This is a genomic window from Knoellia sp. B-D-2 (assembly GCF_057714695.1).
Map to the genome: position 1 here is coordinate 3,589,640 of NZ_CM173189.1, position 26,413 is coordinate 3,616,052.

Genomic DNA, 26,413 nt, shown 5'->3' on the forward strand with positions numbered 1-26,413 from the left:
CGGTGCACGACTAGGGAACTAGGTCCCGAGCCCCTCCACGCTCCAACGGGACGCACCACACGAGCGAGGTCCCGGAGGGGACCTGGGCGTCCAGGGTGAACGTTCCGCCGCGCTTCTGCGCGCGCCGCGCGAGGTTTGCCAGGCCCGAACGGACCGCGTCGGACGGCAGCCCGCGTCCGTCGTCGACCACGGCCACCCGCACGTCGTCGCCCACCTCGACGGACACGTGGGCCGAGCTCGCGGAGGCGTGGCGCGCGACGTTGCTCAGGGCCTCGCGCACGACGGCCAGCAGGTCGGCGGAGACGGCATCCGGGATCTCGGCCATACGACCGGAGAGGCGGAGCTCGGGCGCGAAGCCCAGGGTGACGGCGGCGTCCCCGCAGACGGTCGCGATCTCGGCGCTGAGCGGCCGCGCCCCCGGAACCCGGTGCAGCGCGAAGATCGCGTGCCGGATGTCCTTGATGGCGGCGTCGAGCTCGTCCACCGCCGAGTCGAGCTTGCGCCGGACGTGCGGCTCGCTCATCGGTGCGGCCGACTGGAGGGACATGCCGGTCGCGAACAGCCGCTGGATGACGTTGTCGTGCATGTCCCGGGCGATGCGTTCGCGGTCCTCGAACAGCTCCGAGCGCGCCCGCTCCGACCGTGCGCTGGCTGCCCCCAGCGAGACCGCGAGCCCCCGGCCGAAGTCGGACAGGTGGGTCAGGTGACCCGACTGCTCACCCTCGGCCCAGTCGACCACGAGGATCCCGAGCGGCGTCTTGCCCAGAGCGAGCGGGACGAGGGCCCGGGTGGCCCGGGTCCCGCGTGACACCAGTCGCGGCGGCTCGAGGAGGGCTGCGCGCATCTGCCCGTCCTGGACCGGCTCCCTCGCTGCCGGGAGGTCGCCGTGCGGGACGGGCCCGTTCGTCGTCGCGGCCACGACGAGCTCGGACTCGTCGCTCAGGGCGATGAGGCACGAGGACGCCCCGGTGAGGTCCTGGATCCCGACGACCACCTCGGCCAGGACCTCACCCTGCGGGCGGCCGGCCAGAAGGGACTGGGTGGCGTTGCCGATGACCTCGCCCCACAGCTGCTGGATGCGCACGCTGTCGTAGAGGCGGGCGTTGTCGATCGCGACCCCGGCAGCGGCCGCCAGCGCTCCGAGAATCGCCTCGTCGTCCTCACTGAACTCGGGGGCCGTCCGCTTGTCGGTGAGGTAGAGGTTGCCGAACACCTGGTCGCGAATGCGCACCGGTGCCCCGAGGAAGCTCGTCATCGGCGGGTGGTGCGGTGGGAAGCCGTAGGAGTCCGGGTGCTCGCCGATGTTGGGCACGCGCTGGGGCTTCGGGCTCGCGATGATGAGGCCCAGGAGCCCGTGGCCACGCGGCAGCGGGCCGATCGCGTCCCGCTCGTCGTCGGTCAGTCCGTGGGTGACGAACTCGACCAGATCCTCGCCACCGGGGCCGAGCACCCCGAGCGCACCGTAGGTCGCGTCGACGAGCTCGCACGCGACGACGACGATGCGGTGGAGCACCTCGGCCAGGTCGAGGTTGGAGCTGACGGCGAGGACGGCGTCGAGCAGCGAGCTGAGCCGTTCCTGGGACTCGCGGGCGGAGCTGGCCCGCCCTCTCAGCTCCTCGACGAGGTCGTCGAGGTCGAGGGACGACAAGGGCCAGCGGGGAGCCTCGGTCGGTGCGTCTGCCGCCTGGGCAGCAGGACCCCGCGGCGGTTCGGCTGCCATGTGGCGATCGTAGGCGTCCTGCGGACCCCCGTGTCGCAGGTCAGCAGGATCGGCGATCCGCCGCGGCCCTCACCACGGGTGGAGCCGCCGTCGGCCCGCCCCTCGGGCGTGAGCGTGCCGGCCCCCGCTCCTCCGGCGGCACGTCGCGCGGGGAGGTCCCGTGCACGACGAGCAGCGCTGCCGACTCGCGGCCGAGACGGTCGCCTCCCGCGGCGTCGCCCGCTCGGAGCGCCCGCCCGGAGCCCCCGTCCGGAGCGCCCGTCCGCGCCCGTCGTCGTGCCGACGGCGCTGTCGTCCCGGGACTTCGGACCCTGTCTCGCTCGGCGACACCCGCCGTGGAATGGACATGGGTGACAACACGGTCAGCCCGCGACGAAGGGAACGCTCATGAAGGCACTCGTCTACCACGGCCCCGGACAGAAGTCGTGGGAGGAGGTGCCGGAGCCGACGGTGCAGGCCGACACGGACGCGATCGTGCGCGTGGACGCCGTCACCATCTGCGGCACGGACCTGCACATCCTCAAGGGCGACGTCCCGGCGGTCACGGACGGCCGGACTCTCGGCCATGAGGCGGTCGGCACGGTCACCGAGGTCGGCGCAGGCGTCAAGAACGTCGCCGTCGGCGACCGCGTCCTCGTCTCCTGCATCACCTCGTGCGGCTCGTGCCGGTTCTGCCGCGACGCCATGTACGGCCAGTGCCTCGGCGGAGGCGGCTGGATCCTCGGCCACCTGGTCGACGGCACCCAGGCCGAGTACGTCCGGGTCCCGTTCGCCGACACCTCGACCTTCATGATCCCCGACGGGGTGAGAGACGAAGAGGTGCTCATGCTGGCCGACATCGGACCCACGGGCTACGAGGTCGGGGTGCTCAACGGTCGGGTGTCCCCCGGCGACACCGTCGTCGTCGTGGGCGCCGGTCCGATCGGACTCTCGGTGATCATGGGCGCCCAGCTCTTCAGCCCGGCTCACATCGTGGCCGTCGACCTCGCCGACTCCCGGCTCGAGGCGGCCAAGCAGTTCGGTGCCGACGTGACGGTCAACCCCTCGCGCGACGACGCGGGCGAGGTCGTGCGCGCACTCACCGACGGGCTCGGCGCCGACGTCGCCGTCGAGTGCGTCGGCATCCCCGAGTCGTTCGAGCAGTGCACCGCCCTCGTCCGCCCCGGAGGCACGGTCGCCAACGTCGGAGTCCACGGCGCGCCGGCCACGCTCCACCTCGAGGACCTCTGGATCAAGAACGTGACGATCACGACGGGCCTGGTGGACACGTACTCCACGCCCACCCTGCTCAAGCTCGTGGCGCGCCACCAGATCGACCTGGGCCGCTTCGTCACCCACCGGTTCCCGATGTCGAGCTTCCTCGAGGCCTACGACGTCTTCTCCGCGGCCTCCGACACCCGGGCCCTCAAGGTGGTCCTCACCCGATGAGGCGCACCGCACGGTGGGCGGGTCTCGTGCTCGCGGTCCTCCTGCTGCTGGCGGCGTGCGCCGCCGGCGGCAACGAGGGCGCCGGAACGGCGAGCGGTCAGCCGGGCTTCTGGCTGGGGCTGTGGCACGGCGTCATCAGTCCGATCACCTTCCTCATCTCCCTGTTCCGTGACGACGTCGGGATCTACGAGGTCGCCAACTCCGGAAGCTGGTACGACTTCGGGTTCCTCTTCGGTGCCTCCATCGCCTTCGGCGGGTCCGCGCGCTCCGGCGGCGCCGCCCGTCGCCGAGGCACGTCCCGCGGCCGGGGGCGGTGACGGCGGTGGGCTCGTCGGCACCTGCGCGGCGGTGGCCGCCCGGTGCGACGACGGGGGTCGGCGGCTTCTACCTCATGATGTCCGGCATCAACACCGGGCTGGCTCTGGCGGACCCCGGCACCTACGAGACGTTCGCCGAGAGAGGGCTGTTCGCGTTCGTGCGCACCGGCTGGTCGGAGATCGTCATGGCCGACCCGCGGTTCTGGATCCTCCTCCTGGCCGCGGGTGAGGCCGTGATGGGCGTGCTGCTGCTCCTCGGCGGCCGACCGGCACGGCTCGGCTGGGTGGCGGTGCTCGCCTTCCACGTCCTGCTGCTCCTGTTCGGCTGGGGAGTCTGGGCGTATGCCGTCCCGGCGGCCGCCGTCCTGGGCTGGCTGGCCCGCAGCGACTGGCACCGCCTCTGACGGCTCGCCGGTCGCCGCGCTCAGTCCAGCCGCGCGGCGATGTGCGGCGCGGGGGCCCGGTCGACGAGGCGCTGGGCCGCGCGCCCGGTGAGGACGGCCACCGTGGTGGCCATGCCCAGCGCGGCGACGAGGCCGACGAGCACGGCCAGCACCACGTCCTGCCCGGGTCGCCACAACGGTGTCGCGACGAGCATGAAGACGGCGAGGCCCACCAGCCAGGCACCGGCCGTCGTGAGGATCCACGTCCAGCCGCGGGTCACGTGCCGTCGCAGCTCGAGCCACTGCGCGGTCCCCAGCGAGCCGAGCAGGATGATGCCCCCGACGACGGCAGCGACCACGAGCAGGGCGCTCGGTGCGTCCGTCCCGGCCCATCCCGTCGAGGACGGCAGCATGCCCACGAGGTAGGCGAGCGACGCCGCGCCGGCGGTGAGCACCGCGAACCTCCGGGTGTCCAGCCCGGGCAGGGCCGACGAGAGGACGTGCGCCTGCGCGGCACCGAGCAGCAGGCCCTCCACCGCTCCCGCCGCGACGAGGGCGGGCAGGGCGACCCGCGCCGGCGAGCCCGCGGTCAGCACCCCGACGACGGCCGGCGCGACGAAGCCGGCCATCTCCCCGCCGACGGTCCAGGCGACCCAACGGCGCACGAGCGGGCTCATCGCGGGTCCCCCGCCCCGGCGGGTGGGTCGGGATGCGCGGCCTGCCACGCGGCATACCCGTCGACGGCGAAGGGCAGGGTCATGAAGACCCGCTCCCTCCCCACCCTCGCGACGAGGCCGGTCCGCTCGAGCTCCTCGCGCAGGTCCTGCTTGACCCGGGCCAGGGCGAGGACCACTCCTCGCCGCTCCAGCTCGACACGGAGCATCTCGAGCGCGTCGGCGGCGGTGATGTCCACGGTGACGTTCGCCTCCATGTTGAGCAGCAGCCACCGCGCCGGCGTCGGGGCCCGGTCGACCGCGCCGAGCGCCCGGGTCACGAAGTCGTCGGCGTTGGCGAAGAAGAGCGGCGAGTCGTAGCGGTAGACGACGAGACCCGGCACCGTCGTGGCCGTCGGGTAGTCGTCGATGTCGTGCATGCCCGCGACCCCGGGGACGTGGCCGAGGATCCCGTCGTGGGGCCTGGTCACCCGGTGGAGGAGGTCGAGCAGGGACAGGACGATGGCCACGAGGACCCCGGGCAGGATGCCGACGACGAGGACGGCAGCCGTCGTGCCCACGGCGAGCGCGCCCTCGGTGCGCCGGAACGCGAAGATGCGGCGGAAGAGGGGGACGTCGACGAGCCGGATCCCCGCGTAGACCACGAGCGCGCCCAGAGCGGCGGTCGGGAAGGCCGCCAGCACCGGGTTGAGGACGAGCACGGCGAGGACGACGCTCACCAGCGCGGCGACGGCATTGAGCTGGGTTCGGCCACCGGCCGAGTCCACGATCGCCGTGCGGCTCCCGCTGCTGCTCACCGGGAAGCCCTGCGTCACCGCCACCGCGAGGTTGACGGTGCCGAGGGCCAGGAGCTCCTGCTTGACGTCGAGGGTCGAGTCGTGGCGATCACCGAACGCTCGCCCGGTGAGCACGTTGTCGGTGAAGGCGACGACGGCGATGCCCAGCGCAGCGGGCAGCAGGGTGCGCAGGTCGGCGAGGGAGAGCTCCGGCAGGCTCAGCGACGGGAACCCCCGAGGAACGGGTCCGACCACGTCGATCCCCCGGGAGCCGAGGTCGAACACGCCGACGGCGCCGGCGGAGAGCACGACGGCGAGCAGCGGACCCGGCGCCCGTGGCCACAGGCGGTTCGTGAGGAGGAGCAGCGCGAGCACGATGACGGCGAGGACCACCGTCGGCGGGTGGACGTCGCCCAGCTGACGCAGCACCGATCCGATCTCCCCCGCCGCGGTGTCGCCCGTCACCTCGATGCCCGTCACCGTGTCGAGCTGGCTCACGACCATGAGCGCGGCCACGCCCGCCATGTAGCCGACCAGCACCGGCCTCGAGAGCAGCTCCGCGAGGAAGGCGAGGCGCAACGCCCAGGCGAGCAGGCAGATCACCCCGACCATTCCGGCGAGGGCTGCCGCCAGCGCGGCGTGGCGGTCGGGGCTGCCCGCGGCGATGCTCCCGAGCGCGACCGCCGTCATGAGCGCCGTGGTCGACTCGGGTCCGACGGACAGCAGGCTGGAGGAGCCGAGGAGGGCGTAGAAGACCATCGACACGCATGCCGCCCAGAGACCCACGACGGCGGGCAGACCAGCCACGCCGGCATACGCCATCACCTGGGGGACGAGGTATGCCGCGACGGTCACGCCCGCGAGCACGTCCCCGCGCAGCCAGGTCCGGTCGTAGGTCCTCAGCGCCGCCAGGCCGGGCGCGGTCCACCCGACCCCCCGTCCACCACGACCCACCACGGCTCCCTCCCGTCGCCGGTCGCGGCTCAGAAGAGTCCGACGACCTGGCCGTCGGCGTCGAGGTCGATCGACGCCGCAGCCGGGTGCTTCGGGAGGCCCGGCATCGTGCGCATCTCGCCGCTGATGGCGTAGACGTAGCCGGCACCGGCCGCGACCCGGACCTCACGCACGGGCATCCGCCATCCGCGCGGGTCCCCCCGCAGGGTGGGGTCGGACGAGATCGACAGGTGGGTCTTGGCGATGACGACGGGGAAGGCTCCGTACCCGAGCACCTCGAAGCGCCCGAGGTCCTTGGCGGCCGCGTCGGAGAAGTCGACGCCGTCGGCGCCGTAGACCCGGGTCGCGACGGCCTCGATCTTGTCCCGCAACGGCTCGTCGAGCTCGTAGGTGTGGCGCAGCCGGTGGGGGTCGTCGCAGGCCTGCGCGACGACCGCCGCGAGGTCGGTCGCGCCCTTGCCGCCGTCGAGGACGTGCGTCGACACCGCGACGCGGGCACCCTCGGACTCGGCCACGTCCGTGATGACGGCCAGCTCGGAGTCGTGGTCGGTGGGGAAGGCGTTGACCGCCACGACCGGGGACACCCCGAAGGACCGGACGATCTCGATGTGCCGACGCAGGTTGGCCACACCGGCCCGGACCGCGTCGGGGTCCTCGAGCAGCATCTCGGGGGGCAGAGGGCGGCCGGCGACGACCCGGAACTGTCCGGAGTGCGCCTTGAGCGAGCGCACCGTCGCGACGAGCACGGCGGCGTCCGGCAGGAGCCCGGAGACCCGGCACTTGAGGTTGAAGAACCGCTCCGCGCCCATGTCCGACCCGAACCCGGCCTCGGTGAGGAGGTAGTCCCCCGTGTGGATGCCGATGCGGTCCGCGATGACCGACGAGTTCCCGGTGGCGATGTTGCCGAACGGCCCGGTGTGGATGAGGACCGGGGTGTTCTCGGTGGTCTGCAGGAGGTTCGGCATGAGCGCGTCCTGGAGGATGACGGCCATCGCACCGGCGGCGTGGAGGTCCTCCGCGGTGACGGGGTGCCCGGTCGTCGTGAAGCCGACGACGATGCGCCCGAGCCGGCCACGCAGGTCGGTGATGGAGGTGGACAGCGCGAGGATGGCCATCACCTCACTGGCCGCGGTGATGTCGAAACCGGACTGCCGGGGCACCCCGTCGATCCGCGCGCCGAGCCCCACGACGATGCCGCGCAGCGCCCGGTCGTTGACGTCGAGCACGCGGCGCCACGAGATGCTCCTCGTGTCGACGTCGAGCTCGTTGCCGTGGTGCAGGTGGTTGTCGAGCATGGCCGCCAGGAGGTTGTGGGCGGCCGTCACCGCGTGGAAGTCGCCGGTGAGGTGGAGGTTGAGCGTCTCCATCGGCAGGACCTGGCTGAAGCCCGCTCCGGCCGCACCACCCTTGATCCCGAACGTCGGACCCATCGACGGCTGGCGCAGGGCGAGGGTGGCCCGGTGGCCGAGCTGGCTCAGCCCCTGGGCGAGGCCGACCGCCGTCGTCGTCTTGCCCTCACCGAGGGGCGTCGGCGTGATCGCCGTGATGACGACGTAGCGCGCCCGCGGCTGCCCGGCGAGGTCCTGCTCGGCGGCCAGGTCGATCTTGGCGACGTGGCGGCCGTAGGGCTGGAGCCGGTCCAGCGGGATGCCGGCGGACTCGGCCACGGTGGTGATGGGGTCGAGGTGGGCGGCACGGGCGATGGCGAGGTCCGAGGGGGGTGCGGTCGTGGTCATGCAACCACCGTCCTCCTCGTCGGTCGGGACTGTCTCGGGCCAAAGGGCCCGGGTCTCCCGACGGGGCGATCCGGGGGCCCCGGCTCTGCGAGATGCCTTCCCGGCGAGGCGCCCGCGGGTCTACCGTGGTCTGCATGTGGCCCCGACGGCACCACGACGAGCGTCAGGTCGGCACGGACGAGACGCCGATGGTCCGCGAGTACCGCTACCTGTTGCGGACCGGTCCCCTCGAGGCACTGAGGGACGTCACCGCCGCGGGCCTGGGCGCCCTCTCCGCCGACGACCGCGGGACCGTGCTCCGCACCATCCGGGACCAGCTCGTGTCCGGTGCGCGGCTCACGCCCGACGACGTCGCCGAGGTCGCGCGGCTCGCCGTGATGGGCGAGCGTCGTGAGGCCGGGGCCGTGATCCGACACCTCCCCGGCGACGTCCTGGACCGGCTGGCGTCGGCCGTCGTGCCGGCCGGGCGGGCCGCCGGTCTCAGCGAGGGGTACGCCGACTGGGACGGCTCCGATCCCGTCGTCGGGCCGACCGAGGGCGACGCCTACCGTTCCGGCTTCGACTCGGCGCGCCACTACGAGATCGTCAAGGGCAGGGCCGAGGGCGGGTTCAGCGTGTGAACGCTCTCGCGAGGACCCGGGATCGCTGATGATCCTCCTCGTGGGCGCCACCGGTGACCTGGGTCATCGCATCGCCGACCGCCTCCGCGCCGACGGGCAGCCCGTCCGCTGCCTGGTGCGAGCCGGCTCCGAGGCCTCCTCCCTCCGGGCGTCGGGCGCCGAGATCGTCACCGGGGACCTCACCGACCGCGCCTCGCTGCAGGCGGCCTGCCACGGCGTCGACACGGTCGTTGCCAGCGCCACGGCCATCGGGCGCCGGCTGGCAGGCGCCAAGGGACCCACCATCCGCGAGGTGGACGAGGTGGGCATGCGCCACCTCGTCGACGCGGCCGAGGACGCGAACGTCCGTCGTTTCGTCTACGTCTCGTATGCCGGCCTCGACGACTCCCCCGACACGCCGATGGCACGAGCCAAGCGGGCCACCGAGGCGAGGCTTCACACCTCGTGGATGCAACGGGTGGTCGTGCGGCCCGATGCGTACCAGGAGGTGCAGCTCGGACCGGTGGGCCGGTTCGACGTGGCCGCGGGCAAGGTCGCCACCTTCGGCAGGGGCGACTCGAAGGTGCGGTTTGTCGCCACGGACGACGTCGCGGCCCTCGTCGTCGCGGTGGTGACGGAGCCCCACCCCCCGCAGCTCATCGAGTTCGGTGGGCCCGAGGCGCTGAGCCGCAACGAGGCGGTCGCCCTCGCCGAGCAGGCGTCCGGTAGGTCGATCAAGGTCCGACACGCCCCCATCGCGGTCGCGCGACTGCTCATGAAGGTGCTCGCCCGCCGCAACGACGCGATGGCCAGCATCCTCGGCAACGGGATGATGATGGAGCGCACCGAGGTCACGTGGGACGACCGGCCGCTGCGGGAGCGCGGGATCACGCCACGCCCGGCCAGCGACTGGATCAGGGAGCAGGCGGCGGGCTCGTCCCGGACGTGATCCGGTGGCCTCATACGTCCGGCGCGCGCCCTGCACCCACCTCCACCCCTGCCGCACCCGCATCGGGACCAAGTGCCCTGCACCGTCCCCGCCCCGGCTCCTAACGTCGTCCGTGGAGGAGCACGCGAGGAGCGAGAAACGTGAGACGACTGCTGGTACTCGGTGGTGGTACGGCCGGGACGATGATCGTGAACAAGCTGCGGCGGCGGCTTCCGGCCTCGGAGTGGGAGATCACGGTGGTCGACCGCGACGACGACCACCGCTACCAGCCCGGCTACCTGTTCCTGCCGTTCGGCACCTACTCGCCCGACCAGGTCGTGAGGAAGCGGCACGTGTTCATCCCCGACGGGGTCGAGCTCGTCTTCGGCGAGATCGACCGTGTGGACGCCGACTCGACCTCGGTCCACCTCGAGGACGGGCGAACGCTCCCCTACGACTACCTCGTCATCGCCACCGGGACGACGCCGCGACCGGACCAGACCCCGGGGATGCTCGGAGAGCAGTGGCGCCGGAGCGTGTTCGACTTCTACTCCTTGGAGGGAGCCACGGCGCTCGCTGCCGCGCTGCCGTCCTTCGACCACGGACGCCTCGTCGTGCACATCACCGAGATGCCCATCAAGTGCCCCGTCGCCCCCCTAGAGTTCGCCTTTCTCGCGGACTCGTGGCTGCGGGACCGCGGCATCCGCGACCGGGTCGAGCTCGTCTACGTGACCCCCCTCTCGGGCGCGTTCACCCAGCCGATCGCCTCCGAGCACCTGGGCACCATGCTCGAGGAGCGCAAGATCCTCGTCGAGTCCGACTTCATGGTCGAGAGGGTCGACGACGAACGCAAGGCGCTCGTCTCCTACGACGAGCGTGAGGTGCCCTTCGACCTGCTCGTGACGATCCCGCTCAACATGGGCGCCGACTTCGTCGCGCGATCGGGTCTCGGTGACGAGCTGAACTACGTTCCCGTCGACAGGCACACGCTCCAGTCGACGGCGCACGCCAACGTGTTCGCCGTCGGCGACGCGTCCGACATCCCCGCCTCCAAGGCCGGCTCGGTGGCGCACTTCTCCGTCGAGATCTTCGTGGACAACTTCTTGGAGCTCATCGACGGCAAGCCGATGACCGGGGCCTTCGACGGGCACGCCAACTGCTTCGTCGAGTCCGGCGGCGGCAAGGGTCTGCTCATCGACTTCAACTACGACACCCAGCCCCTCACCGGTCGGTACCCGCTGCCCGTCATCGGGCCGATGGGCCTGCTCAAGGAGACCCGGACCAACCACCTCGGCAAGCTGGCGTTCCGCTGGATCTACTGGAACGTCCTCCTGCCGGGTCGCCCCCTCCCCCTTCCGGCCCTGATGTCCATGCCCGGCAAGGTCGTCCCCGCCGAGGACACCGCCGACACCCGAACGCCTGACCCGGAAGAGGAGTGAGCACGATGCCCGTCACGACCATCGACAACCGCCCGGTGCACGTCAACGAGGAGGGTTTCCTCACCGACCCGGCCGAGTGGGACGAGGCGATGGGGAAGGCGCTGGCGACCCAGATCGGCATCGACCTGGGCGACGAGCACTGGAGGGCGATCCGCTTCCTCCGTGAGGACTTCGCGGCCCGTGGCGAGACGCCGACCCTGCGCCGCGTGACGGTGGCGGGCGGCATACCGACGAAGCAGCTGTTCCAGCTCTTCCCGCAGAAGCCCGCCAAGAAGATGGCCTACGTCGCCGGCCTGCCGAAGCCGCACGGCTGCGTCTGAGCGCTCGCCCCCCACCCCCACCGACCCCGAGAGAAGGACCACCATGACCACCACGGACGCTGCACCGGCCATCGTCCCGAGCTTCGACACGCCGTCGAGCGAGGGCCGCAAGCTGGCGATCATCTGCTCCAAGGGCAGCCTCGACATGGCCTACCCGGGCCTCATCCTCGCCAACGCGGCCCTGGGTGAGGGCGTGGAGACGCACATGTTCTTCACCTTCTGGGGCTTCGACATGATCAACAAGAAGACGATGGGTGACCTCAAGTTCACCCCTCTCGGGAACACCGCGACCCACATGCCGCAGGGCCTGGGCGGGATCCCCGGGGTCACCCACGTGGCCACGTCCCGGCTCAAGAAGTCGATCGCCGACCTCGACGTTCCCGAGGTCCCCGAGTTCCTCGAGCAGATCGTCGCGTCCGGAGGTCACCTCTGGGCCTGCCGGATGTCGGCGGACATGAACCACCTGACCGAGGAGGACCTCTACGACGAGGTCGAGGCCATCATCAGCGCCAGCGACTTCATCGAGAAGACCGAAGGCGCCCAGCTGCTCTTCATCTGAGCCGACCGGGCTGAGCCGACCTCAGCCCAGGCTGGCGCTGTGGTCCGGGACGTAGGTCGTGTGCTCGCGCGGCGGGCGCTGGTAGCCCTGTGGCGGTGGACGATCCGGGAGCGCGAGCGCCGGAAGCGGCACGTCGACGTACGGGATCGTGGACAGCAGGTGCGCGATCATGTTGAGCCGAGCCCGCTTCTTGGAGTCCGACTCCACGACGTACCAGGGCGCCTCCGGGATGTCCGTGTGCACCATCATCTCGTCCTTGGCGCGGGAGTAGTCCTCCCACCGCGTGATCGACTCGAGGTCCATCGGGGAGAGCTTCCACTGCCGCATCGGGTCGTTGAGCCGTGACGCGAAGCGGCGCTGCTGCTCGGAGTCGCTCACGGAGAACCAGTACTTGCGCAGCAGGATCCCGTCCTCGACGAGCAGGCGCTCGAAGATCGGGCACTGGTGCAGGAACCGCCGGTGCTCGTGCGGCGTGCAGAAGCCCATGACCCACTCCACCCCGGCGCGGTTGTACCAGGAGCGGTCGAAGAGGGTGATCTCCCCCGCGGCCGGAAGGTGCTCGACGTAGCGCTGGAAGTACCACTGGCTCTTCTCCCGCTCGGTCGGCGTCGGCAGGGCCACGATGCGGGTGTTGCGCGGGCTGAGGTACTCGGTGATCCGCTTGACCGTGCCGCCCTTCCCGGCAGCGTCACGCCCCTCGAAGACCACCACGACGCGCTGGTTCTCGGCCTTGACCCACTCCTGGGCCCTGACCAGCTCGGCCTGGAGCCGGATGAGCTCGGCCTCGTAGACGCGTTTGGGTATCGACCCCTGCGGACGTTCGTCCTGTCCCATGGAGCGATCGTAGGCGCTCGTCAGTCGGTGACGAGCTCCTCGATCCGCGCCAGCGTCCGTTCCATGTTGCGCTTCGTGGACCCGGCCATCCGGCGGACGGCGGGACGCCCCGGCCAGGCCTCGGTGCTGATGTCCCAGGTCTCCGTGACGAGCGTGCCGCCCTCGACCGGCTCCAGCTCGTAGCGCCACGTCCGCCCGGTGAACAGCAGGGTGAGCGGGAAGGGCGCCAGGGTGCGCCACGCGATCCGTCGGTCCTCGTCCAGCTCCACGACCTCGTTGCGCGTCGAGTAGCTCGCCCCGAGCTTCATGTCCATCCCGAACGCGTCGCCGAGCCGGAGCCGACGCCCGCCCGAGCGTGCGCCCTGGACCGTCCCGGAGCCGTCGATGTCGAGGTGACGCGCGGGGTCCACCAGCAGGTCGAAGATCTTGTCGGCAGGGGCGGGGATGAGGCGCTCGACGCTCACCCGGTCACGGTTGGTCATGTCCACAGGGTAGGCGCGGGGCTCGGGACGGGTGACGTCACATCGGACTATGGCGTGCTGGCTCGTGGGAACCCTAGCGTCGGGCAGCAGAGTCCAGCCACGGCTCAACCACAACGAAGTGGATGGTCATGACCGAACCTCGTCCAGCACGAAAGAACACGCTCCGGCTCACGGCGATCGCCGCAGTCGCAGCGCTCACGACGGCACTGACACCCCAGTCCGGCACGGCGGCACCCTCCGCGTCGTGCGACAGCCGAAGCAACAACACCTACCAGAAGCTCCTCGAGTGCGTGACCCTCGACGGCGTGCGCGCCCACCAGGAGGCCTTCCAGAAGATCGCCGACAACAGCACCGACCCGGTCTATCCGGGCACGCGGGCAGCCGGAACGGACGGCTATGCCGACAGCGTCGAGTACGTCGCCGGTCTGCTGCGCGACGCGGGCTACGAGGTCACTCTCGACCCGGTCGAGATCACGTTCAACTTCCCGGCGGTCCTGCGTCAGCTCACCCCGGCGCCAGAGGCGGAGTACGCGACCGGCGTCTTCACCGGCAGCGGCTCGGGTGAGGTGGAGGGCAACGTCATCCCGGTGGACGTCGACCTCACCCCCGAGGGTGGCTCGACGAGCGGGTGCGAGGCAGCCGACTTCGCCGGCCTCGACTTCAGCGGCGACAACGACATCGCGCTCGTCCAGCGCGGCACGTGCTTCTTCGGGACCAAGGCCTACTACGCCGAGCAGGCGGGCGCCGAGGCCGTCATCATCATGAACGAGGGCAACACCCCTGAGCGGTCGGGCCTGATCGTGGCTGACGGCACCAGCGTGGACGAGCCCATCCCGGGCGCCCCGGGTCCGGTCACGCACGGGATCCCCGTCGTGGGGGCGAGCTTCGCGGACGGTGCCCTGCTCGCCAGGGCCGGCTCCACGGCATACGTCCAGGTCCTGCCGGCGGAGACGCGCACCGACTACAACGTCATCGCGGAGCTGCCGGGCAAGAACACCGACAACGTCGTGATGGCCGGCGCCCACCTCGACAGTGTCATCGAAGGTCCCGGCATCAACGACAACGGCTCGGGGTCCGCGGCGCTGCTCGAGACGGCGCTCAAGATGGCGAACCTCAACCCGGAAAACACCTTGCGCTTCGCCTGGTGGGCAGGCGAGGAGCAGGGCCTCCTCGGCTCGGCGGACTACGTCGCCGGACTGTCCGAGGCGGAGCGGGACCGCATCGCCCTCTACATGAACTACGACATGGTCGGCTCCCCCAACTACATCTTCATGGTGTACGACGCCGACGAGTCGACGTTCGACGCCCCCGTGCCCGTGCCGGCCGGCTCCGAGGCGATCGAGGACGTGTACGAGGCGTACTACACGAAGATCGGTGAACCGTACGAGGACACCGAGTTCTCGGGTCGCAGTGACTACGAGGCCTTCATCCTCGCCGGCATCCCGTCCAGCGGGCTCTTCACCGGCGCCGAGGAGATCAAGACCCCGGAGCAGGAGGCGATCTGGGGCGGTGAGGCCGGGGAGCAGTTCGACCCCTGCTACCACGAGGCCTGCGACACCCTCGGGAACGTCGACCTCCACGCCCTCGAGGTCAACAGCGACCTCATCGCGTTCGCGATGCTGACGTTCGCGTACTCCACCGACTCGGTGAACGGCGTGAACGGCAAGAAGGTCCCCGGGCCGGCGTTCACCCTGCCGGAGCCGGCAGGACCTGAGGGCACGTTCGCCGGAGCCGACGGCGGTCTGGCCCACGGCGCGACCGGCTAGGCGCGGCCGCACGACGGATGGGGACGGTCCTCACGGGTCGTCCCCATCCGTCGGCGCCACCGGCGCGAGCCACCGCGCCCGTGCGACAGGACCTTCGGCCCGGACCTGCGGCCGCTCGCAGATGACAGCGTCGTCACATGTCCACCCGCGTGGCACGTGTGCTGCCTCTGACGATCTCCGGGGTCGCGGCGGTCGGCCTCGTGGACGCAGCCGTTGTCGCCGAGCCCGACCTCGTCGTCCTGTTCGCGGGCGTCATCGTCCTGTGCTCCTTGTGTGACTGACAGCGGCGGCGAGACGATCACGGTCGGACTGTCCGGCCACAGCTGGAGCGGCGGGACGCTCGTCGACCGGTCATTCACCCTTCGCGCCGAGGCGTCACCGTGAGCACCCCGCCCGCGCGCGGCCGAGCGCACGCCCCACGCCGCAATGACACCTGGCGACGAGACACCCCGGTCACAGCTCCGGGAGGGGGTCCACGTCACCGGTGCGCACGACCTCCTCGGCCACGAGCCTCAGCTTGACGTTGGTGTTCTGGCTGGCCTTGCCCAACGTCCGGAAGGCGACGTCCTCACTCACCCTGCGGTTGGCCATGACGATGCCCACGGCGGACCCGATGAGGCGTGCCGACCGCAGGGCCTGCTCCAGGTTCTCCGCGTGCTTCCGGCTCAGCGATCCCTCGGACTGGAGCTCGGCGATGAGCGCCTCGTGGATGTCGACCCGTTCCTCGAGCCGGTCCACCCGCGCACTCTCCGAACCCGCCCGCTCGTCGCTGGCGACGGCGCGCTCCTCGCTGGCCTCGGCTCGTGCGTCGGCGTCGTGCGCGCGTGCCCGCAGGTCCTGGTCGGACTCAGGGGCCTCGCCCTGCTCGTGGGTGTGTTTGCCGGCCATGGCTTCAGTATGCCGTCGCGGCGGCGGCAGGCGGCGTCGTGACCAGGAACGCCACGTCACCCGACCCAGGTCGCCACGTGCGGTGGTCGGCCGAAGCGCCCCCCACCCCACTGACCTCCCCTGAGGGTGGTCCGGCTGGGAGGCGCTCCGTCATGCCTGGGGCTGGCCTGCCTCTGCCCGTTGGTTTCACGCATGGTGACCCCGGCCCCCGCAAGAGGATTCCCTCTGCAAGCCCCGCGCGCAACCGGGACGGTGCGGTGCCTCCGACAAACCCCCCGCGCTCGACCGCCTGGTGCGAACGCCAGGGAGTAACGCGGACCGCGTTCCTGTTCGCATGGGTGACGGTGACGGTGACGGTGACGGTGACGGTGACGGTGACGGTGACGGTGACGGTGACGGTGACGGTGACGGTGCGCTGGGAGCCGGGCGGCGGTCGATCGCGAGGCTGAGAGGAACGGCCGGTGGATGATGATGGTTCGTTGAGCCGCACGACCCGAGCCGCGCTGCACCACAGCCAGGTCATCGACCTGACGACCACGGGTCGAAGGACGGGCCGGCTGCGGCGCATCGAGATCTTCCTGCACGACGACGACGGCCGGCTGTTCATCACGGGGATGCCGCGGGCCGACCGGACGCGGGACTGGATCCACAACATCCACGCCGACCCCCACGTCGTCCTCCACCTGAAGCGGTCCGTCGTCGCGGACGTCCCCGCGGTTGCGCGCGACGTCACCGACCCGGACGAACGCCGTCCCTTCATCGAGGCGGCCGCCAAGCGCTGGGGTCGTACGGATGTCGAGGAGATGATCCGGCACAGTCCGCTCGTCGTGCTCACGGTCGACGCGAACCCCCCGTCACCGATCGGCTGACGTGTGGTGGCCCCGGAGGGTCGCGGCGTCCGGGAGCTGGTCAGAAGGACAACATGCCGCTGACGAGGGCCTGCCACGTGACCGGCCCGACGACACCGTCGACCGTCACAGCCGGGATGTCGGTGTGCAGAGCCTGTTGGAACCCGCGCACCGCAGCCTCGGTGAGCGGTCCGAACTGCCCGTCCACCGCGAGGCCCAGGCTGGGGTCACCGGAAAGGTTGCGGAACTGGAACTCGTCCTGCACGCCACGCACCGCATCACCAGTGCTCCCACGGCGGACCGTGACGATGAGGGCACTCCATGTCCGCCGGCCGACGACTCCGTCGACGACGAGTCCCTTCTCCTGCTGGAAGGCTCGCACCGCACCGTCGGTCAACGGACCGAAGCTCCCGTCCACCGACACGAGATGGCCCCGCGCCCGCAGCAGGTGCTGAAGTGTTCGCACTGGATGCTCACGATCGCCTCGCCGCACGAGCGGCCACGCACTGATGGCGTCTGACATGCCGAGCTCCCTCCCCTTCGCAGGATCAACCGGACAAACCCGTCCACCCACGGTCCCGCCATGGGACTGCGACGTCAACCGCTTCGCCCAGACGGATCCGGTCCTGTCGGGCGACGCGACCCGTCGGCAGCGAGCCCCGGCTCACCGTGGGATGGCCTCGTACGGTGCGGGCGTGCTGTGGGCACTCCGCGAGGAGGGCCACGTGGTCCGTGGCATCGCGTCGTCGTGGCGGGACGTCTCGGATGAGCCCCGCCGACGGTGGCGGTCGATCGCAGCCTGGCCCTCGGGGACTACGGTTCGCGGATGAGCAATCTGAGTGCTGTGGGCGACCGGGACTCGTGGCGGTGCTGGCTGTGCGACGAGCCGGTGGATCCGCACGCCTCGGTCAACTCGGATCGCGGCCCCAGCGTCGACCTCGGCGTCGCCAAGTCGAAGACGAAGGGCGTGACAGGGACGGAGCGGCTTGCCCACCGCGCCTGCAACACACGCAAGGGTGCCGTGACACCGGTGGTGCCCTGGTCACCTCAGCTCTTCGTCGTCGACCCCGCACCGATCGTGGCCTCCGTCGAGCGCCTCCGACGCAAGGGAGGGCGCGAAGTGGTGGCACGCTGCCCGAGCCGCGCGGACGCCGACGCGGGCGCTGCCTGGCTGGTCGACCGGTTGTCTCGTTTCGCTCCCGAGCTGGCTGTCACGACCCAGGTCGAGTCCGCCGGTGGGCAGTTCCTCCTCGTGCTGCGCACCGCCTGACAGCTCCGCGTCGTCACAGCCAACGTCGCACCCGCCGCGCATAGTCTTCGTGCTCCGCACCGAACCGCTCTCTCAGGAAGCGTTCCTCGGGACGGATGGCTCCCCAGAGGACGAGGAGCACCGCGGCCGGGAAAAGCACGAGCCCCCAGGACGTCGGTGCGAGCAGCGCCAGCCCGAGGTAGAGCGCGAGCAGGCCGACGTACAGCGGGTTGCGGGACAGGCGGTAGGGGCCCTTCTCGATCAGGGCGCGGGTCGCCTGCCCCGGCAGGAGTCCGGTCGGGTGCCGACCGAACAGCCACAACGACCAGCCGTTCCATCCCACGAAGAACACGACGAGGGCCCAGCCGAGCGGACCCCGCCAGGCACCCAGGTCGAACGGCTGACCCCAGAGCACGGTGGCGAGCCAACCGACGAGCAGGGGTGCGCCGATGGCGACAGGCGGCCAGAGCCGGAACGCGACGGTGTCCTTCGAGCGCTGCAGCACGACCTCATTCTCGCGGGAGGCAAGGGCCGGGGCCCCGCGCCGAGGCATGGGGCACGTCAACGACCATCGGTCCGGCTCGAGGCGAAGAACGTCATCCCTGCGACGAAGTGCCGGCCGGGATCGTCGGTATCCCCTGCAGCGTCGCCGACGACACTGGGAACCGTCCCGTTCGACCCGTGGTACCAGGTGCTGCCGGCGCTGCTTCCGGCCTTCCTCATCGGGCCGATCGAGGAGCTGGGCTGGCGCGGTGTCGCTCTGCCCTGCTGCAACGCCGTTTCGCCGCACTCCACTCGGCGCTCATCCTCGGCGTCGTCTCCGCGGTGTGACACACGCCGGCGTTCTTGATGTCGGACACCAGGCCCCCGGCCGGGGGCTTGTGGCCCTTCTTCCTCGGCGTGATCGCGATGTCGGTGATCCTCACCCCCGTCATGGCGCCGCACCGGCTGCACCGCTGAAGGTCCGATGACGATGGTCGAGGTGCGACGAGCAGGCCCGTCCTCGACAGCCGTCAGGCCCGTCAGCCGTGGTGAGCGGCGGGCTCGGGGACGTGATGCGCGGGCTCCGGGCCGTCGACCGGCGGCGGCGGTGCGGGGAGGCGCAGGCGCTTGAGCATCAGGGCGTTGACGGCCACGATGACGCTGGATCCGGACATCGACAGTGCCGCGACTTCCGGCCGCAGCACGAGACCCAGGGACGGCTCGAACACGCCCGCTGCGATGGGCAGCGCGATGACATTGTAGCCGACGGCCCAGCCGAGGTTCTGGCGCATCTTGCGCAACGTCCCTCGGCCGACTCGCAGGGCGATGGGCACGTCGAGCGGGTCCGATCGCATCAGCACGAGGTCCGCGGTCTCGATGGCGACGTCGGTGCCGGCGCCGATCGCGATGCCGAGATCCGCCTGGGCCAGCGCGGGTGCGTCGTTGACGCCGTCACCCACCATGGCGACCTTCTTGCCCTTGGCCTGGAGCTCGGCGACCTTCGCGGCCTTGTCGCCGGGGAGCACCTCGGCGATGACCGTGTCGATGCCGAGCTGGCTCGCGATGCGTTCGGCGGTGGCCTGGTTGTCGCCGCTGAGCATGACGACCTCGGTGCCGAGCTCGTGCAGCTCGCGGATCGCCTGCGCGGAGGTCTCGCGGACCGCGTCGGCCAGGGCGATGACACCCACGCCCCGCCCGTCGACGCCGATGAGCACCGCGGTGCGGCCGCTGGCGGCGAGCTCCTCGCGTCGAGCCAACAGAGGACCGACGTCGATGCCTTCCTGGGTCATGAGCTTGCGGTTGCCGACGACGACGCTGTGGCCGTCGACGGTGGCGACCGCCCCGTGACCGGGAACGTTCCGGAAGCCCGAGGTGACGGGAGGAGTGACACCCCGCTTCACGGCATACGCGACGATGGCTCCCGCGAGGGGGTGCTCGGACTCGCGTTCCACGGCGCAGACCAGACGCAGCAGCTCGTCCTCACCGGTGCCGTCCGCGACCACGACGTCGGTGACCTCGGGCTCGCCCTTGGTCAGGGTGCCGGTCTTGTCGAGGACGACGGTGTCGATGTGGGCCGCGGACTCCAGAGCGGTGGCGTTCTTGAACAGCACGCCGCGCTGGGCACCGAGCCCGGTCCCGACCATGATCGCGGTCGGGGTGGCCAGACCGAGGGCGTCGGGACAGGTGATGACCACGACCGTGATGGCGAAGAGCAGGGCGACCTGAACGCTCGCGCCGACGGCCAGCCACACGAGGAAGGTCCCGAGGCCGCCGATGAGGGCGACGAGGACGAGCCAGAACGCGGCACGGTCGGCGAGCCGCTGTCCGGGGGCCTTGGAGTTCTGGGCTTCCTGCACCAGGGCCACGATCTGTGCCAGCGCCGTGTCCGAGCCGACCTTGGTGGCCCGGACCCGCAGTGTGCCCGTGGTGTTGATCGAGGCACCGATCACCTCGGAGCCCGGTGTCTTGCCCACGGGCATGCTCTCGCCGGTCACCATCGACTCGTCGACCTCGGAGATGCCGTCCTGCACCGTGCCGTCCACCGGCACCTTGCCACCGGGGCGGATCAGCACGAGGTCGCCCACGACCACCTCGGCGGTGGGGATCTCGACCTCCTCGTCGCCGCGCAGGACCGTGGCCCTGGGCGGTGCCAGGTCCATGAGTGCGCGGATCGCGTCGTTGGCGCCTCCGCGAGCACGCATCTCGAACCAGTGCCCGAGCAGCACGAACGTGGTGAGCATCGCGGCGGCTTCGTAGAAGACCTCGCCCCCGCCGGTGACCGTGACGCCGACGCTGTAGAGCCAGCCGGCGCCGACCGCGACGGCGACCAGCACCATCATGTCGAGGGTGCGGTTGCGCAGCGCCCGCCAGGCACCGTCGAAGAAGATCCATGCGGAGTAGAAGACGACCGGGAGGCTGAGGAGCAGGGCGAACACGTCGTCGCGCAGCCCGAACGGAGTTGACGCCTCGAAGCCGAGCATGTCCCGACCCATGGGCGACCACAACGTGATCCCGGCGGTGAGCACCAGGGCGACAAGGAACCGGTTGCGCATGTCGCGGGCCATGTCAGCCATCGACATCCCGGTGTGTCCACCTTTGCCCATCATCTCGTGCGGCGAGTGGGTGCTGGGCTCACCATCAGCGGGCAGGGCATGCCGGGCGTGAGCCTCGTGGCTGTCAACCACGGCGGTGTCTTCGTGGAGCGCCGTGGAGCCACGACCGTCCACGTGGGCCGCGTGGCGCGTTGAAGGCTCCCCCATCGGCTCGCAGAGGTGGTCCGGCACCGACCGACCCGAGCAGTGATAGCCGCAGTCGCGAACCCACCCCGCGAGCTCCGACACTGACGTGACCCCGGGGTCGTAGGTCACGGTGGCAGTCTGGTTCGCGGCGTTGGCCTCGACGGCCTCAACGCCGTGACGACGAGTCAGCGTGGACTCGATGGCGCGAGCGGAGGTGGCCCAGTGCAGGCCCCCCAGGTGCAGGACGGTCCTCTGGCTCATGGTGACGCATCTCCGTAGGTCGGCTCGAACTCACCGTCATGCAGAAGAACAGCATACCCCCATGGGGTATTTCCGGATCACTGTCGAGACCCGGGCTGGGAACCAAACTGGCGACACTGTCCCCCGGCGGGTTCAAGGGAGTCACGCAACACCTCGATCACGAGGAGTTGTTTGTCATGAGGGGTCGGCCGAGGGCGCCGCGGGAGCTGGATCGCCGGTTTTGGGCTGGGATCCGGGACGGGTTGAGCGTGGAGGATGCGGGCGGGTTGACGGGGCTGTCGTACAGGTGGGCCAGTCGCATCTTCCGGGAGGCTGGCGGGGTGAAACCCACGTCTGTTGCCGCCCCGGTTGGCCGGTACCTGTCGTTCTCGGAGCGGGAGGAGATCGCGGCGTTGGTCCATGCCGACCGCGGGGTACGGGAGATCGCCCGCCGGCTGGGGCGTGATCCGGGCAGCATCAGCCGCGAGCTGGCTCGGGGCGCGACCAGGCGCGGCTACCGTCCCTCGGTGGCCCAAGCCGCAGTCGATCGTGGCCGCACGGCTCCTCGCGCGGCGAAGCTGGCCACCAATCTCCGGCTGCGTGGGGAGGTCCAGGCCAGGCTGGAGCGGCACGAAAGCCCGGAACAGGTCGCTGGAAGACTGAAGGTCGACTTCCCCGACGAACCGGAGATGCGGGTGTCGCACGAGACGATCTACCAGTCGCTGTACATCCAGGCCCGTGGTGGTCTCAAGCGGGAGCTGACCGCGTGCTTGCGCACCGGCCGGTCGATGCGCCGACCACGCCGCCGCGAGGGTGAGCGCCGCGCGCGGATCCCGGACATGGTGATGATCAGCTCGCGCCCGCCCGAGGTCGAGGACCGCGCGGTGCCCGGACACTGGGAAGGCGACCTCATCCTCGGCTCCACCGCCTCGGCGTCCGCGGTCGGCACGTTGGTGGAGCGCACCACCGGCTTCACGATGCTGCTGCACCTGCCCGACAACCACGGCGCCCTGGCCGTGCAGGACGCGCTGGTGGCCAAGATGCTGACGCTGCCTGAACAGCTCAGACGGTCGCTGACCTGGGACCAGGGCAGCGAGATGGCACGTCACGCCCAGATCGCCGAAGCCACCGGTCTGGAGATCTACTTCTGTGACCCCCACTCGCCCTGGCAGCGCGGCACGAACGAGAACACCAACGGGCTGCTGCGCCAGTACCTGCCCAAAGGTAGCGACCTCAGCTTCTACGGGCCCGGGATGCTCGACAACATCGCCGCCGAACTGAACTCCAGACCCCGCAAACGCCACGCCTTCAAAACCCCAGCCGAGATGCTCAACGAACTACTGTCTGCGAACATCGCCAACGGTGTTGCGTGACTCCCTTGATTCCGCCCCCCCCGCTCATCACCCGAGACGGACATCTGGGCTGGCCCTGCGGAGCCATCCGACGCCTGCCCACTGGGAGCCTTGCACCAGGAACTGGGTGCTGTGAAGGATTGCCGGATGGGCCGGGGCCACCAAGCCTGAGGCAGCCGGGCTGAGGGAGGCCAGCCCATCTGTGTGTGTCCCCTGCCGCGCCAACCACACAGGGCGACGTCAGGTGCGCGAGGGCGCCGCGTGCCTGACGTCGCCGTACGCTCCGCCCCTCGAGCAGAGCATGACGGGTTTCTCGCCGGAGGTCCCCTGAGCCTGCACGCGCCGCCGTCTTCGGTCAAAGACCTATGAGGCGGCCCATTCCGGGGTCAAACGGGTCAGCGATCCGACACGCATCCGACACAGCCGCGCAACGAAACAGCCCCTGACCGGCATCTTCGCCGGTCAGGGGCTCGTCTTCGTGGTGGGCGATACTGGGATCGAACCAGTGACCTCTTCCGTGTCAGGGAAGCGCGCTACCGCTGCGCCAATCGCCCCCGTGGGGGTCGTACTCGAGGTGGAGACGGGATTTGAACCCGTGTAAACGGCTTTGCAGGCCGCTGCCTCGCCTCTCGGCCACTCCACCACATCGAGGGGCGGCTTTGCCCTCCGAGCGGATGACCGGGTTCGAACCGGCGACCTCAACCTTGGCAAGGTTGCGCTCTACCAACTGAGCTACATCCGCACTTCGCTCCACTCGGTTCCCCTTGTGGCGTGCGGAGAGACATTAACTGATGGGGCGCGTGAACTCCAAACCCGCTGTCCTCAGCGCCCGGAGCCGACCCGGATCCGCGGGATGACGAGGGTCTCGTCGTCGCTGATCGGGGTGAGCGGACGGCGTGCCGCGTCGCGTATGCCGTCCAGGTCCAGGTCGTCGTCGGCGGCAGTTCCGGTGTCGTCACCGTCGACCCCGTCGTCCGTCCCGTCCGCCGTGGCGCCCGACGGTCCCGACGTGGAGGGCCGGAGCCAGAAGGCGAACCGCTCTCGCAGCCCACGCTGCTCCGAGGACGGCCAGAGGTTGCGGATGCCGGCGTTGAGCGCGGCCCCGATGAGGACCGCGATGGCGAGCATGTAGAGCCAGATGAGCAGGACGATGGGCGCGCTGAGCGGGCCGTAGATCGAGGTCCCCCCCAGCGAGGCGGCGATGGTCCCGCGCACCGCGAACGACGCCACGACCCAGATGCCGAGGGTGACGCAGGCCCCGGGGAGGTCCCGGGTCCACGGGCTCCGGCGCGGCGTGGACACGTGGTAGAGACTGGTGAAGGCGGCGATGACGAGGAGGGAGACGACCGGCCAGTAGAGCGCCGTGAGGAAGTCCCACCCCTCCGGGAGGAACTGCCCGAGCAGGGTCGGGCCGATGAGCACCAGCGGGATCATCACGACGCCGACGAGCAGGGCGACGACGTAGAGCGAGAAGCTCAGCGCCCGCGTCGGCACGATCCCGCGCAGACCCGACTGCCCGTACATGATCGAGACGGTGTCGACGAGGACGTTGAGCGCCCGCGACCCGGACCACAGCGACAGCAGGAAGCCGACCGAGATGAGGTCGAAGCGGCCGTCGGTGAAGACGTCGTCGACGGTCGGCGACAGCGTCGTCGAGATGACGTCCTCGGTGAGGAAGCGGGCGGCATACTCACTGACGGCGACCCGCACCTGCTCGACGGTGTCGTGCCCCAGCCAGCGACCGACGTAGCCGACCCCACCGAAGAGCCCGAGGACGAGCGGCGGCAGCGAGAGCAGCGCGAAGAAGCCCGCCTCGGAGGCCAGCCCGGTCACCCGGTAGCGCAGACAGATCCGGATCGTCTCGACCGTGAGGCGCGCCAAGGCCAGCAGCGCGGGGAACCGCGCCAGCCAGCCACGGAGGCGTCGCTTCGCATCGGTCACCCGGCCACGCTATCTGCCGTCCTCCGGCTCGCTGGGCGGTGACACGGCGACCCTCCGACACGGACCGATCACAACTGGCTTCTTCAGGCCCCCTCTCGGACTACCGTTCGGCGCGTGCACACCGATGACGTCGTCAACCAGGTGCCCGACCTCGTCGGCCACGACCTCTTCTCCACCGACGCCGTCGCCGTCGAGGCGATGGCTCGCTGGGGCCGCCCCGAGGACGTCACCGACCCCGCCGACCTCGGCCGGCGCGCCGGAAGCGCCGAGGTGCGGGCCTGGGCCGACGATGCGCACCGCAACCCGCCCCGCCTGCGCACCCACGACCGCACCGGACGCCGGGTCGACGAGGTCGACTACGACCGGGGCTACCACGACCTCCTCCGCACCGCCGTCGGCCACGGCCTGACCGCGGAGCCGTGGACCCGCCCCGCCGGCACCGGTGCCCACCTGCGGCGAGCCGTCGGCTTCGTCACGTGGTCTCGCGCCGAGGCGGGGCACCTCTGCCCCGTGTCGATGACGTATGCCGCCGCACCGGCCCTGCGCTCCTCCCCCGCGCTCGCGGCCCGCTGGGGCCCCCGTCTCGCCTCCCGCGAGTACGACCCGACGCTGGCGCCCGTCGCGCGGAAGCAGTCGGCCATCGCCGGCATGGGCATGACCGAGAAGCAGGGCGGCTCGGACGTCCGTGCCACCCTCACGCGTGCCGCGGCGACGCCCGGTGGCCCGGTCGAGGGCGGGGAGACCTACCGCCTCACGGGCCACAAGTGGTTCTTCTCGGCACCGATGAGCGACCTCTTCCTCGTCCTCGCGACCACCCCGGCCGGGGTGACCTGCTTCCTCGTGCCACGAGTCCTCGACGACGGCAGCCGCAACGCCCTGCGGCTGCAACGGCTCAAGGACAAGCTCGGCAACCGGTCCAACGCCTCGTCCGAGGTCGAGCTCGAGCAGGCGTGGGCCGTGCGGGTCGGCAAGGACGGTCGGGGCATCCGCACCATCATCGACATGGTGTCGTCGACGCGGCTCGACTGCATCCTCGGGTCCTCGGCGACGATGCGGGAGGCGGTCGTCCGCGCCGTGCACCACGCCCGCCACCGCTCCGCGTTCGGCGCCCAGCTCGTGGACCAGCCGCTCATGCGCAACGTGCTCGCCGACCTCGCCATCGAGGCGGAGGCCGCCGAGCTGCTGGGGCTGCGGATGGCGCACGCCGTCGACGCCGGCGAGAACGAGCTGGCACGTCTCGGCGTCGCGCTCGGCAAGTTCTGGGTGTGCAAGCGGACCGCACCGATGGTCGCTGAGGCGCTCGAGTGCCTCGGGGGCGCAGGCTACGTCGAGGAGAACGGCCTGGCCCGCCTCTACCGAGAGGCCCCGCTCAACTCGATCTGGGAGGGCGCGGGCAACGTCGGGGCCCTCGACGTGCTCCGGGCGATGACCCGGGAGCCGGCCAGTGTCGCCGCCCTCGACACGGAGCTGTCGGCGGCGCGGGGCCACGACGCACGGCTCGACCGGGCCATCGACGAGATCCCCGCGCTCGTCGCCGAGGCGGCGACCCAGGACGGCCCGTGGCGTGCGCGACGGATCGTCGAGCACCTGGCCGTGACCCTCCAGGCGGCCTTGCTGGTGCGGCACTCCCCCGCCGCCGTCAGCGACACCTTCATCGCCGGCCGTCTCGACCGCTCCGGGCACGGCGCGACGTTCGGCACCCTGGCCGACGTCGGCACCGCCCAGGTCACCGAGATCCTCGACCGCACGTTCGCCTGAG

General features: G+C 70.9%; 26 protein-coding genes, 3 tRNA genes and 1 pseudogene. 15 read left to right on the forward strand and 15 right to left on the reverse strand.

Going from position 1 to position 26,413, the window contains the following annotated elements; genetic code table 11:
• Nucleotides 1-10 precede the first annotated feature (10 nt).
• Nucleotides 11-1,720: a GAF domain-containing sensor histidine kinase gene (locus AC3EU2_RS17025; protein ID WP_488177463.1), complete on the reverse strand. Its 1,710-nt coding sequence runs from the start codon at nucleotides 1,718-1,720 to the stop codon at nucleotides 11-13.
• A gap of 40 nt (nucleotides 1,721-1,760) precedes the next feature.
• Nucleotides 1,761-1,946: pseudogene (locus AC3EU2_RS17030) on the reverse strand (hypothetical protein); the annotation flags it as partial.
• Nucleotides 1,947-2,107: 161 nt separating this feature from the next.
• Here AC3EU2_RS17030 and AC3EU2_RS17035 point away from each other — a divergent pair.
• Genes AC3EU2_RS17035 through AC3EU2_RS17045 form a run of 3 tightly spaced genes read left to right on the forward strand, consistent with a single transcriptional unit; the run spans nucleotide 2,108 to nucleotide 3,869 of the window.
• Nucleotides 2,108-3,148, forward strand: a complete 1,041-nt coding sequence (locus AC3EU2_RS17035; protein WP_488177464.1) for a zinc-dependent alcohol dehydrogenase family protein — start codon at nucleotides 2,108-2,110, stop codon at nucleotides 3,146-3,148.
• Nucleotides 3,145-3,465, forward strand: coding sequence for a hypothetical protein (locus tag AC3EU2_RS17040; protein ID WP_488177465.1), 321 nt, complete (start codon nucleotides 3,145-3,147; stop codon nucleotides 3,463-3,465). Before AC3EU2_RS17035 ends, AC3EU2_RS17040 begins: the two co-directional genes overlap by 4 nt.
• 5 nt (nucleotides 3,466-3,470) lie before the next feature.
• Nucleotides 3,471-3,869 carry a hypothetical protein gene (locus AC3EU2_RS17045; protein WP_488177466.1) on the forward strand — a complete coding sequence of 133 codons (399 nt, stop codon included), beginning with the start codon at nucleotides 3,471-3,473 and terminating at the stop codon, nucleotides 3,867-3,869.
• A gap of 20 nt (nucleotides 3,870-3,889) precedes the next feature.
• Here the strand turns inward: AC3EU2_RS17045 and AC3EU2_RS17050 are convergent, their stop codons facing one another.
• The 3 genes from AC3EU2_RS17050 to AC3EU2_RS17060 are packed head-to-tail and all read right to left on the reverse strand — an operon-like array spanning nucleotide 3,890 to nucleotide 7,988.
• Nucleotides 3,890-4,525, reverse strand: coding sequence for a hypothetical protein (locus tag AC3EU2_RS17050; RefSeq protein WP_488177467.1), 636 nt, complete (start codon nucleotides 4,523-4,525; stop codon nucleotides 3,890-3,892).
• On the reverse strand, nucleotides 4,522-6,252 hold the full coding sequence (locus AC3EU2_RS17055; RefSeq protein ID WP_488177468.1) for a SulP family inorganic anion transporter: 1,731 nt from the start codon (nucleotides 6,250-6,252) through the stop codon (nucleotides 4,522-4,524). The genes AC3EU2_RS17050 and AC3EU2_RS17055 overlap by 4 nt, the downstream gene beginning before the upstream one ends.
• Nucleotides 6,253-6,281: 29 nt before the next feature.
• Nucleotides 6,282-7,988, reverse strand: coding sequence for a formate--tetrahydrofolate ligase (locus AC3EU2_RS17060; RefSeq protein ID WP_488177469.1), 1,707 nt, complete (start codon nucleotides 7,986-7,988; stop codon nucleotides 6,282-6,284).
• Between the two features lie 134 nt (nucleotides 7,989-8,122).
• On the opposite strand from AC3EU2_RS17060, the gene AC3EU2_RS17065 reads away from it, so the two are divergent.
• From AC3EU2_RS17065 to AC3EU2_RS17085, 5 genes are all read left to right on the forward strand, one after another.
• Entirely contained in the window at nucleotides 8,123-8,608 is a 486-nt protein-coding gene (locus tag AC3EU2_RS17065; RefSeq protein WP_488177470.1) for a hypothetical protein, read from the forward strand.
• A gap of 28 nt (nucleotides 8,609-8,636) precedes the next feature.
• On the forward strand, nucleotides 8,637-9,536 hold the full coding sequence (locus tag AC3EU2_RS17070; protein ID WP_488177471.1) for an SDR family oxidoreductase: 900 nt from the start codon (nucleotides 8,637-8,639) through the stop codon (nucleotides 9,534-9,536).
• A gap of 140 nt (nucleotides 9,537-9,676) precedes the next feature.
• Complete coding sequence (gene sqr, locus AC3EU2_RS17075) at nucleotides 9,677-10,954, forward strand: type III sulfide quinone reductase, selenoprotein subtype (RefSeq protein WP_488177472.1); 1,278 nt, start codon at nucleotides 9,677-9,679, stop codon at nucleotides 10,952-10,954.
• A 5-nt stretch (nucleotides 10,955-10,959) separates the two neighbouring features.
• Nucleotides 10,960-11,274 (forward strand): TusE/DsrC/DsvC family sulfur relay protein, encoded by a 315-nt coding sequence (locus AC3EU2_RS17080; RefSeq protein WP_488177473.1) that lies wholly within the window; start codon nucleotides 10,960-10,962, stop codon nucleotides 11,272-11,274.
• Nucleotides 11,275-11,317: 43 nt separating this feature from the next.
• Nucleotides 11,318-11,833, forward strand: coding sequence for a DsrE/DsrF/DrsH-like family protein (locus AC3EU2_RS17085; RefSeq protein WP_488177474.1), 516 nt, complete (start codon nucleotides 11,318-11,320; stop codon nucleotides 11,831-11,833).
• A gap of 21 nt (nucleotides 11,834-11,854) precedes the next feature.
• Here the strand turns inward: AC3EU2_RS17085 and ppk2 are convergent, their stop codons facing one another.
• Together ppk2 and AC3EU2_RS17095 are read right to left on the reverse strand one after the other, a co-directional pair.
• A complete protein-coding gene (gene ppk2, locus AC3EU2_RS17090; RefSeq protein WP_488177475.1) occupies nucleotides 11,855-12,667 on the reverse strand; it encodes a polyphosphate kinase 2 in 813 nt (270 codons plus the stop codon).
• Nucleotides 12,668-12,687: 20 nt separating this feature from the next.
• On the reverse strand, nucleotides 12,688-13,149 hold the full coding sequence (locus AC3EU2_RS17095) for an SRPBCC family protein (RefSeq protein WP_488177476.1): 462 nt from the start codon (nucleotides 13,147-13,149) through the stop codon (nucleotides 12,688-12,690).
• A gap of 128 nt (nucleotides 13,150-13,277) precedes the next feature.
• Between AC3EU2_RS17095 and AC3EU2_RS17100 the strand changes: the two genes are divergently transcribed.
• Nucleotides 13,278-14,915, forward strand: a complete 1,638-nt coding sequence (locus AC3EU2_RS17100) for a M28 family metallopeptidase (protein ID WP_488177477.1) — start codon at nucleotides 13,278-13,280, stop codon at nucleotides 14,913-14,915.
• Between the two features lie 137 nt (nucleotides 14,916-15,052).
• Nucleotides 15,053-15,196, forward strand: coding sequence for a hypothetical protein (locus tag AC3EU2_RS17105; RefSeq protein WP_488177478.1), 144 nt, complete (start codon nucleotides 15,053-15,055; stop codon nucleotides 15,194-15,196).
• A gap of 172 nt (nucleotides 15,197-15,368) precedes the next feature.
• Here the strand turns inward: AC3EU2_RS17105 and AC3EU2_RS17110 are convergent, their stop codons facing one another.
• Nucleotides 15,369-15,803 carry an ANTAR domain-containing protein gene (locus tag AC3EU2_RS17110; RefSeq protein WP_488177479.1) on the reverse strand — a complete coding sequence of 145 codons (435 nt, stop codon included), beginning with the start codon at nucleotides 15,801-15,803 and terminating at the stop codon, nucleotides 15,369-15,371.
• Nucleotides 15,804-16,137: 334 nt separating this feature from the next.
• Here AC3EU2_RS17110 and AC3EU2_RS17115 point away from each other — a divergent pair, with 334 nt between their 5' ends.
• Complete coding sequence (locus tag AC3EU2_RS17115; protein ID WP_488177480.1) at nucleotides 16,138-16,272, forward strand: hypothetical protein; 135 nt, start codon at nucleotides 16,138-16,140, stop codon at nucleotides 16,270-16,272.
• 10 nt (nucleotides 16,273-16,282) lie between these two features.
• The gene (locus AC3EU2_RS17120; protein ID WP_488177481.1) at nucleotides 16,283-16,672 is read left to right on the forward strand and encodes a nitroreductase family deazaflavin-dependent oxidoreductase; all 390 of its coding nucleotides are present in this window, start codon (nucleotides 16,283-16,285) and stop codon (nucleotides 16,670-16,672) included.
• Nucleotides 16,673-16,712: 40 nt separating this feature from the next.
• Here the strand turns inward: AC3EU2_RS17120 and AC3EU2_RS17125 are convergent, their stop codons facing one another.
• Nucleotides 16,713-17,174: a peptidoglycan-binding domain-containing protein gene (locus AC3EU2_RS17125; protein ID WP_488177482.1), complete on the reverse strand. Its 462-nt coding sequence runs from the start codon at nucleotides 17,172-17,174 to the stop codon at nucleotides 16,713-16,715.
• Between the two features lie 303 nt (nucleotides 17,175-17,477).
• Here AC3EU2_RS17125 and AC3EU2_RS17130 point away from each other — a divergent pair, with 303 nt between their 5' ends.
• Nucleotides 17,478-17,921: a hypothetical protein gene (locus AC3EU2_RS17130; RefSeq protein WP_488177483.1), complete on the forward strand. Its 444-nt coding sequence runs from the start codon at nucleotides 17,478-17,480 to the stop codon at nucleotides 17,919-17,921.
• 13 nt (nucleotides 17,922-17,934) lie between these two features.
• Here AC3EU2_RS17130 and AC3EU2_RS17135 read toward each other — a convergent pair whose 3' ends face one another.
• Complete coding sequence (locus AC3EU2_RS17135) at nucleotides 17,935-18,405, reverse strand: methyltransferase family protein (RefSeq protein WP_488177484.1); 471 nt, start codon at nucleotides 18,403-18,405, stop codon at nucleotides 17,935-17,937.
• 517 nt (nucleotides 18,406-18,922) lie between these two features.
• The gene (locus AC3EU2_RS17140) at nucleotides 18,923-21,382 is read right to left on the reverse strand and encodes a heavy metal translocating P-type ATPase (RefSeq protein ID WP_488177485.1); all 2,460 of its coding nucleotides are present in this window, start codon (nucleotides 21,380-21,382) and stop codon (nucleotides 18,923-18,925) included.
• Between the two features lie 176 nt (nucleotides 21,383-21,558).
• On the opposite strand from AC3EU2_RS17140, the gene AC3EU2_RS17145 reads away from it, so the two are divergent.
• Nucleotides 21,559-22,734, forward strand: coding sequence for an IS30 family transposase (locus AC3EU2_RS17145; RefSeq protein WP_488176163.1), 1,176 nt, complete (start codon nucleotides 21,559-21,561; stop codon nucleotides 22,732-22,734).
• A gap of 458 nt (nucleotides 22,735-23,192) precedes the next feature.
• On the opposite strand, the gene AC3EU2_RS17150 is transcribed toward AC3EU2_RS17145, so the two are convergent.
• The 4 genes from AC3EU2_RS17150 to AC3EU2_RS17165 all read right to left on the reverse strand — a co-directional run bounded on the left by AC3EU2_RS17150 (nucleotide 23,193) and on the right by AC3EU2_RS17165 (nucleotide 24,654).
• A tRNA-Val gene (locus tag AC3EU2_RS17150) sits at nucleotides 23,193-23,267 on the reverse strand.
• Nucleotides 23,268-23,285: 18 nt separating this feature from the next.
• Nucleotides 23,286-23,356 (reverse strand) — tRNA-Cys (locus AC3EU2_RS17155).
• Between the two features lie 26 nt (nucleotides 23,357-23,382).
• Nucleotides 23,383-23,455, reverse strand: a tRNA-Gly gene (locus AC3EU2_RS17160).
• Between the two features lie 80 nt (nucleotides 23,456-23,535).
• Nucleotides 23,536-24,654: a YihY/virulence factor BrkB family protein gene (locus tag AC3EU2_RS17165; protein ID WP_488177486.1), complete on the reverse strand. Its 1,119-nt coding sequence runs from the start codon at nucleotides 24,652-24,654 to the stop codon at nucleotides 23,536-23,538.
• Between the two features lie 114 nt (nucleotides 24,655-24,768).
• On the opposite strand from AC3EU2_RS17165, the gene AC3EU2_RS17170 reads away from it, so the two are divergent.
• Complete coding sequence (locus AC3EU2_RS17170; protein WP_488177487.1) at nucleotides 24,769-26,412, forward strand: acyl-CoA dehydrogenase family protein; 1,644 nt, start codon at nucleotides 24,769-24,771, stop codon at nucleotides 26,410-26,412.
• Nucleotide 26,413: the final 1 nt, after the last annotated feature.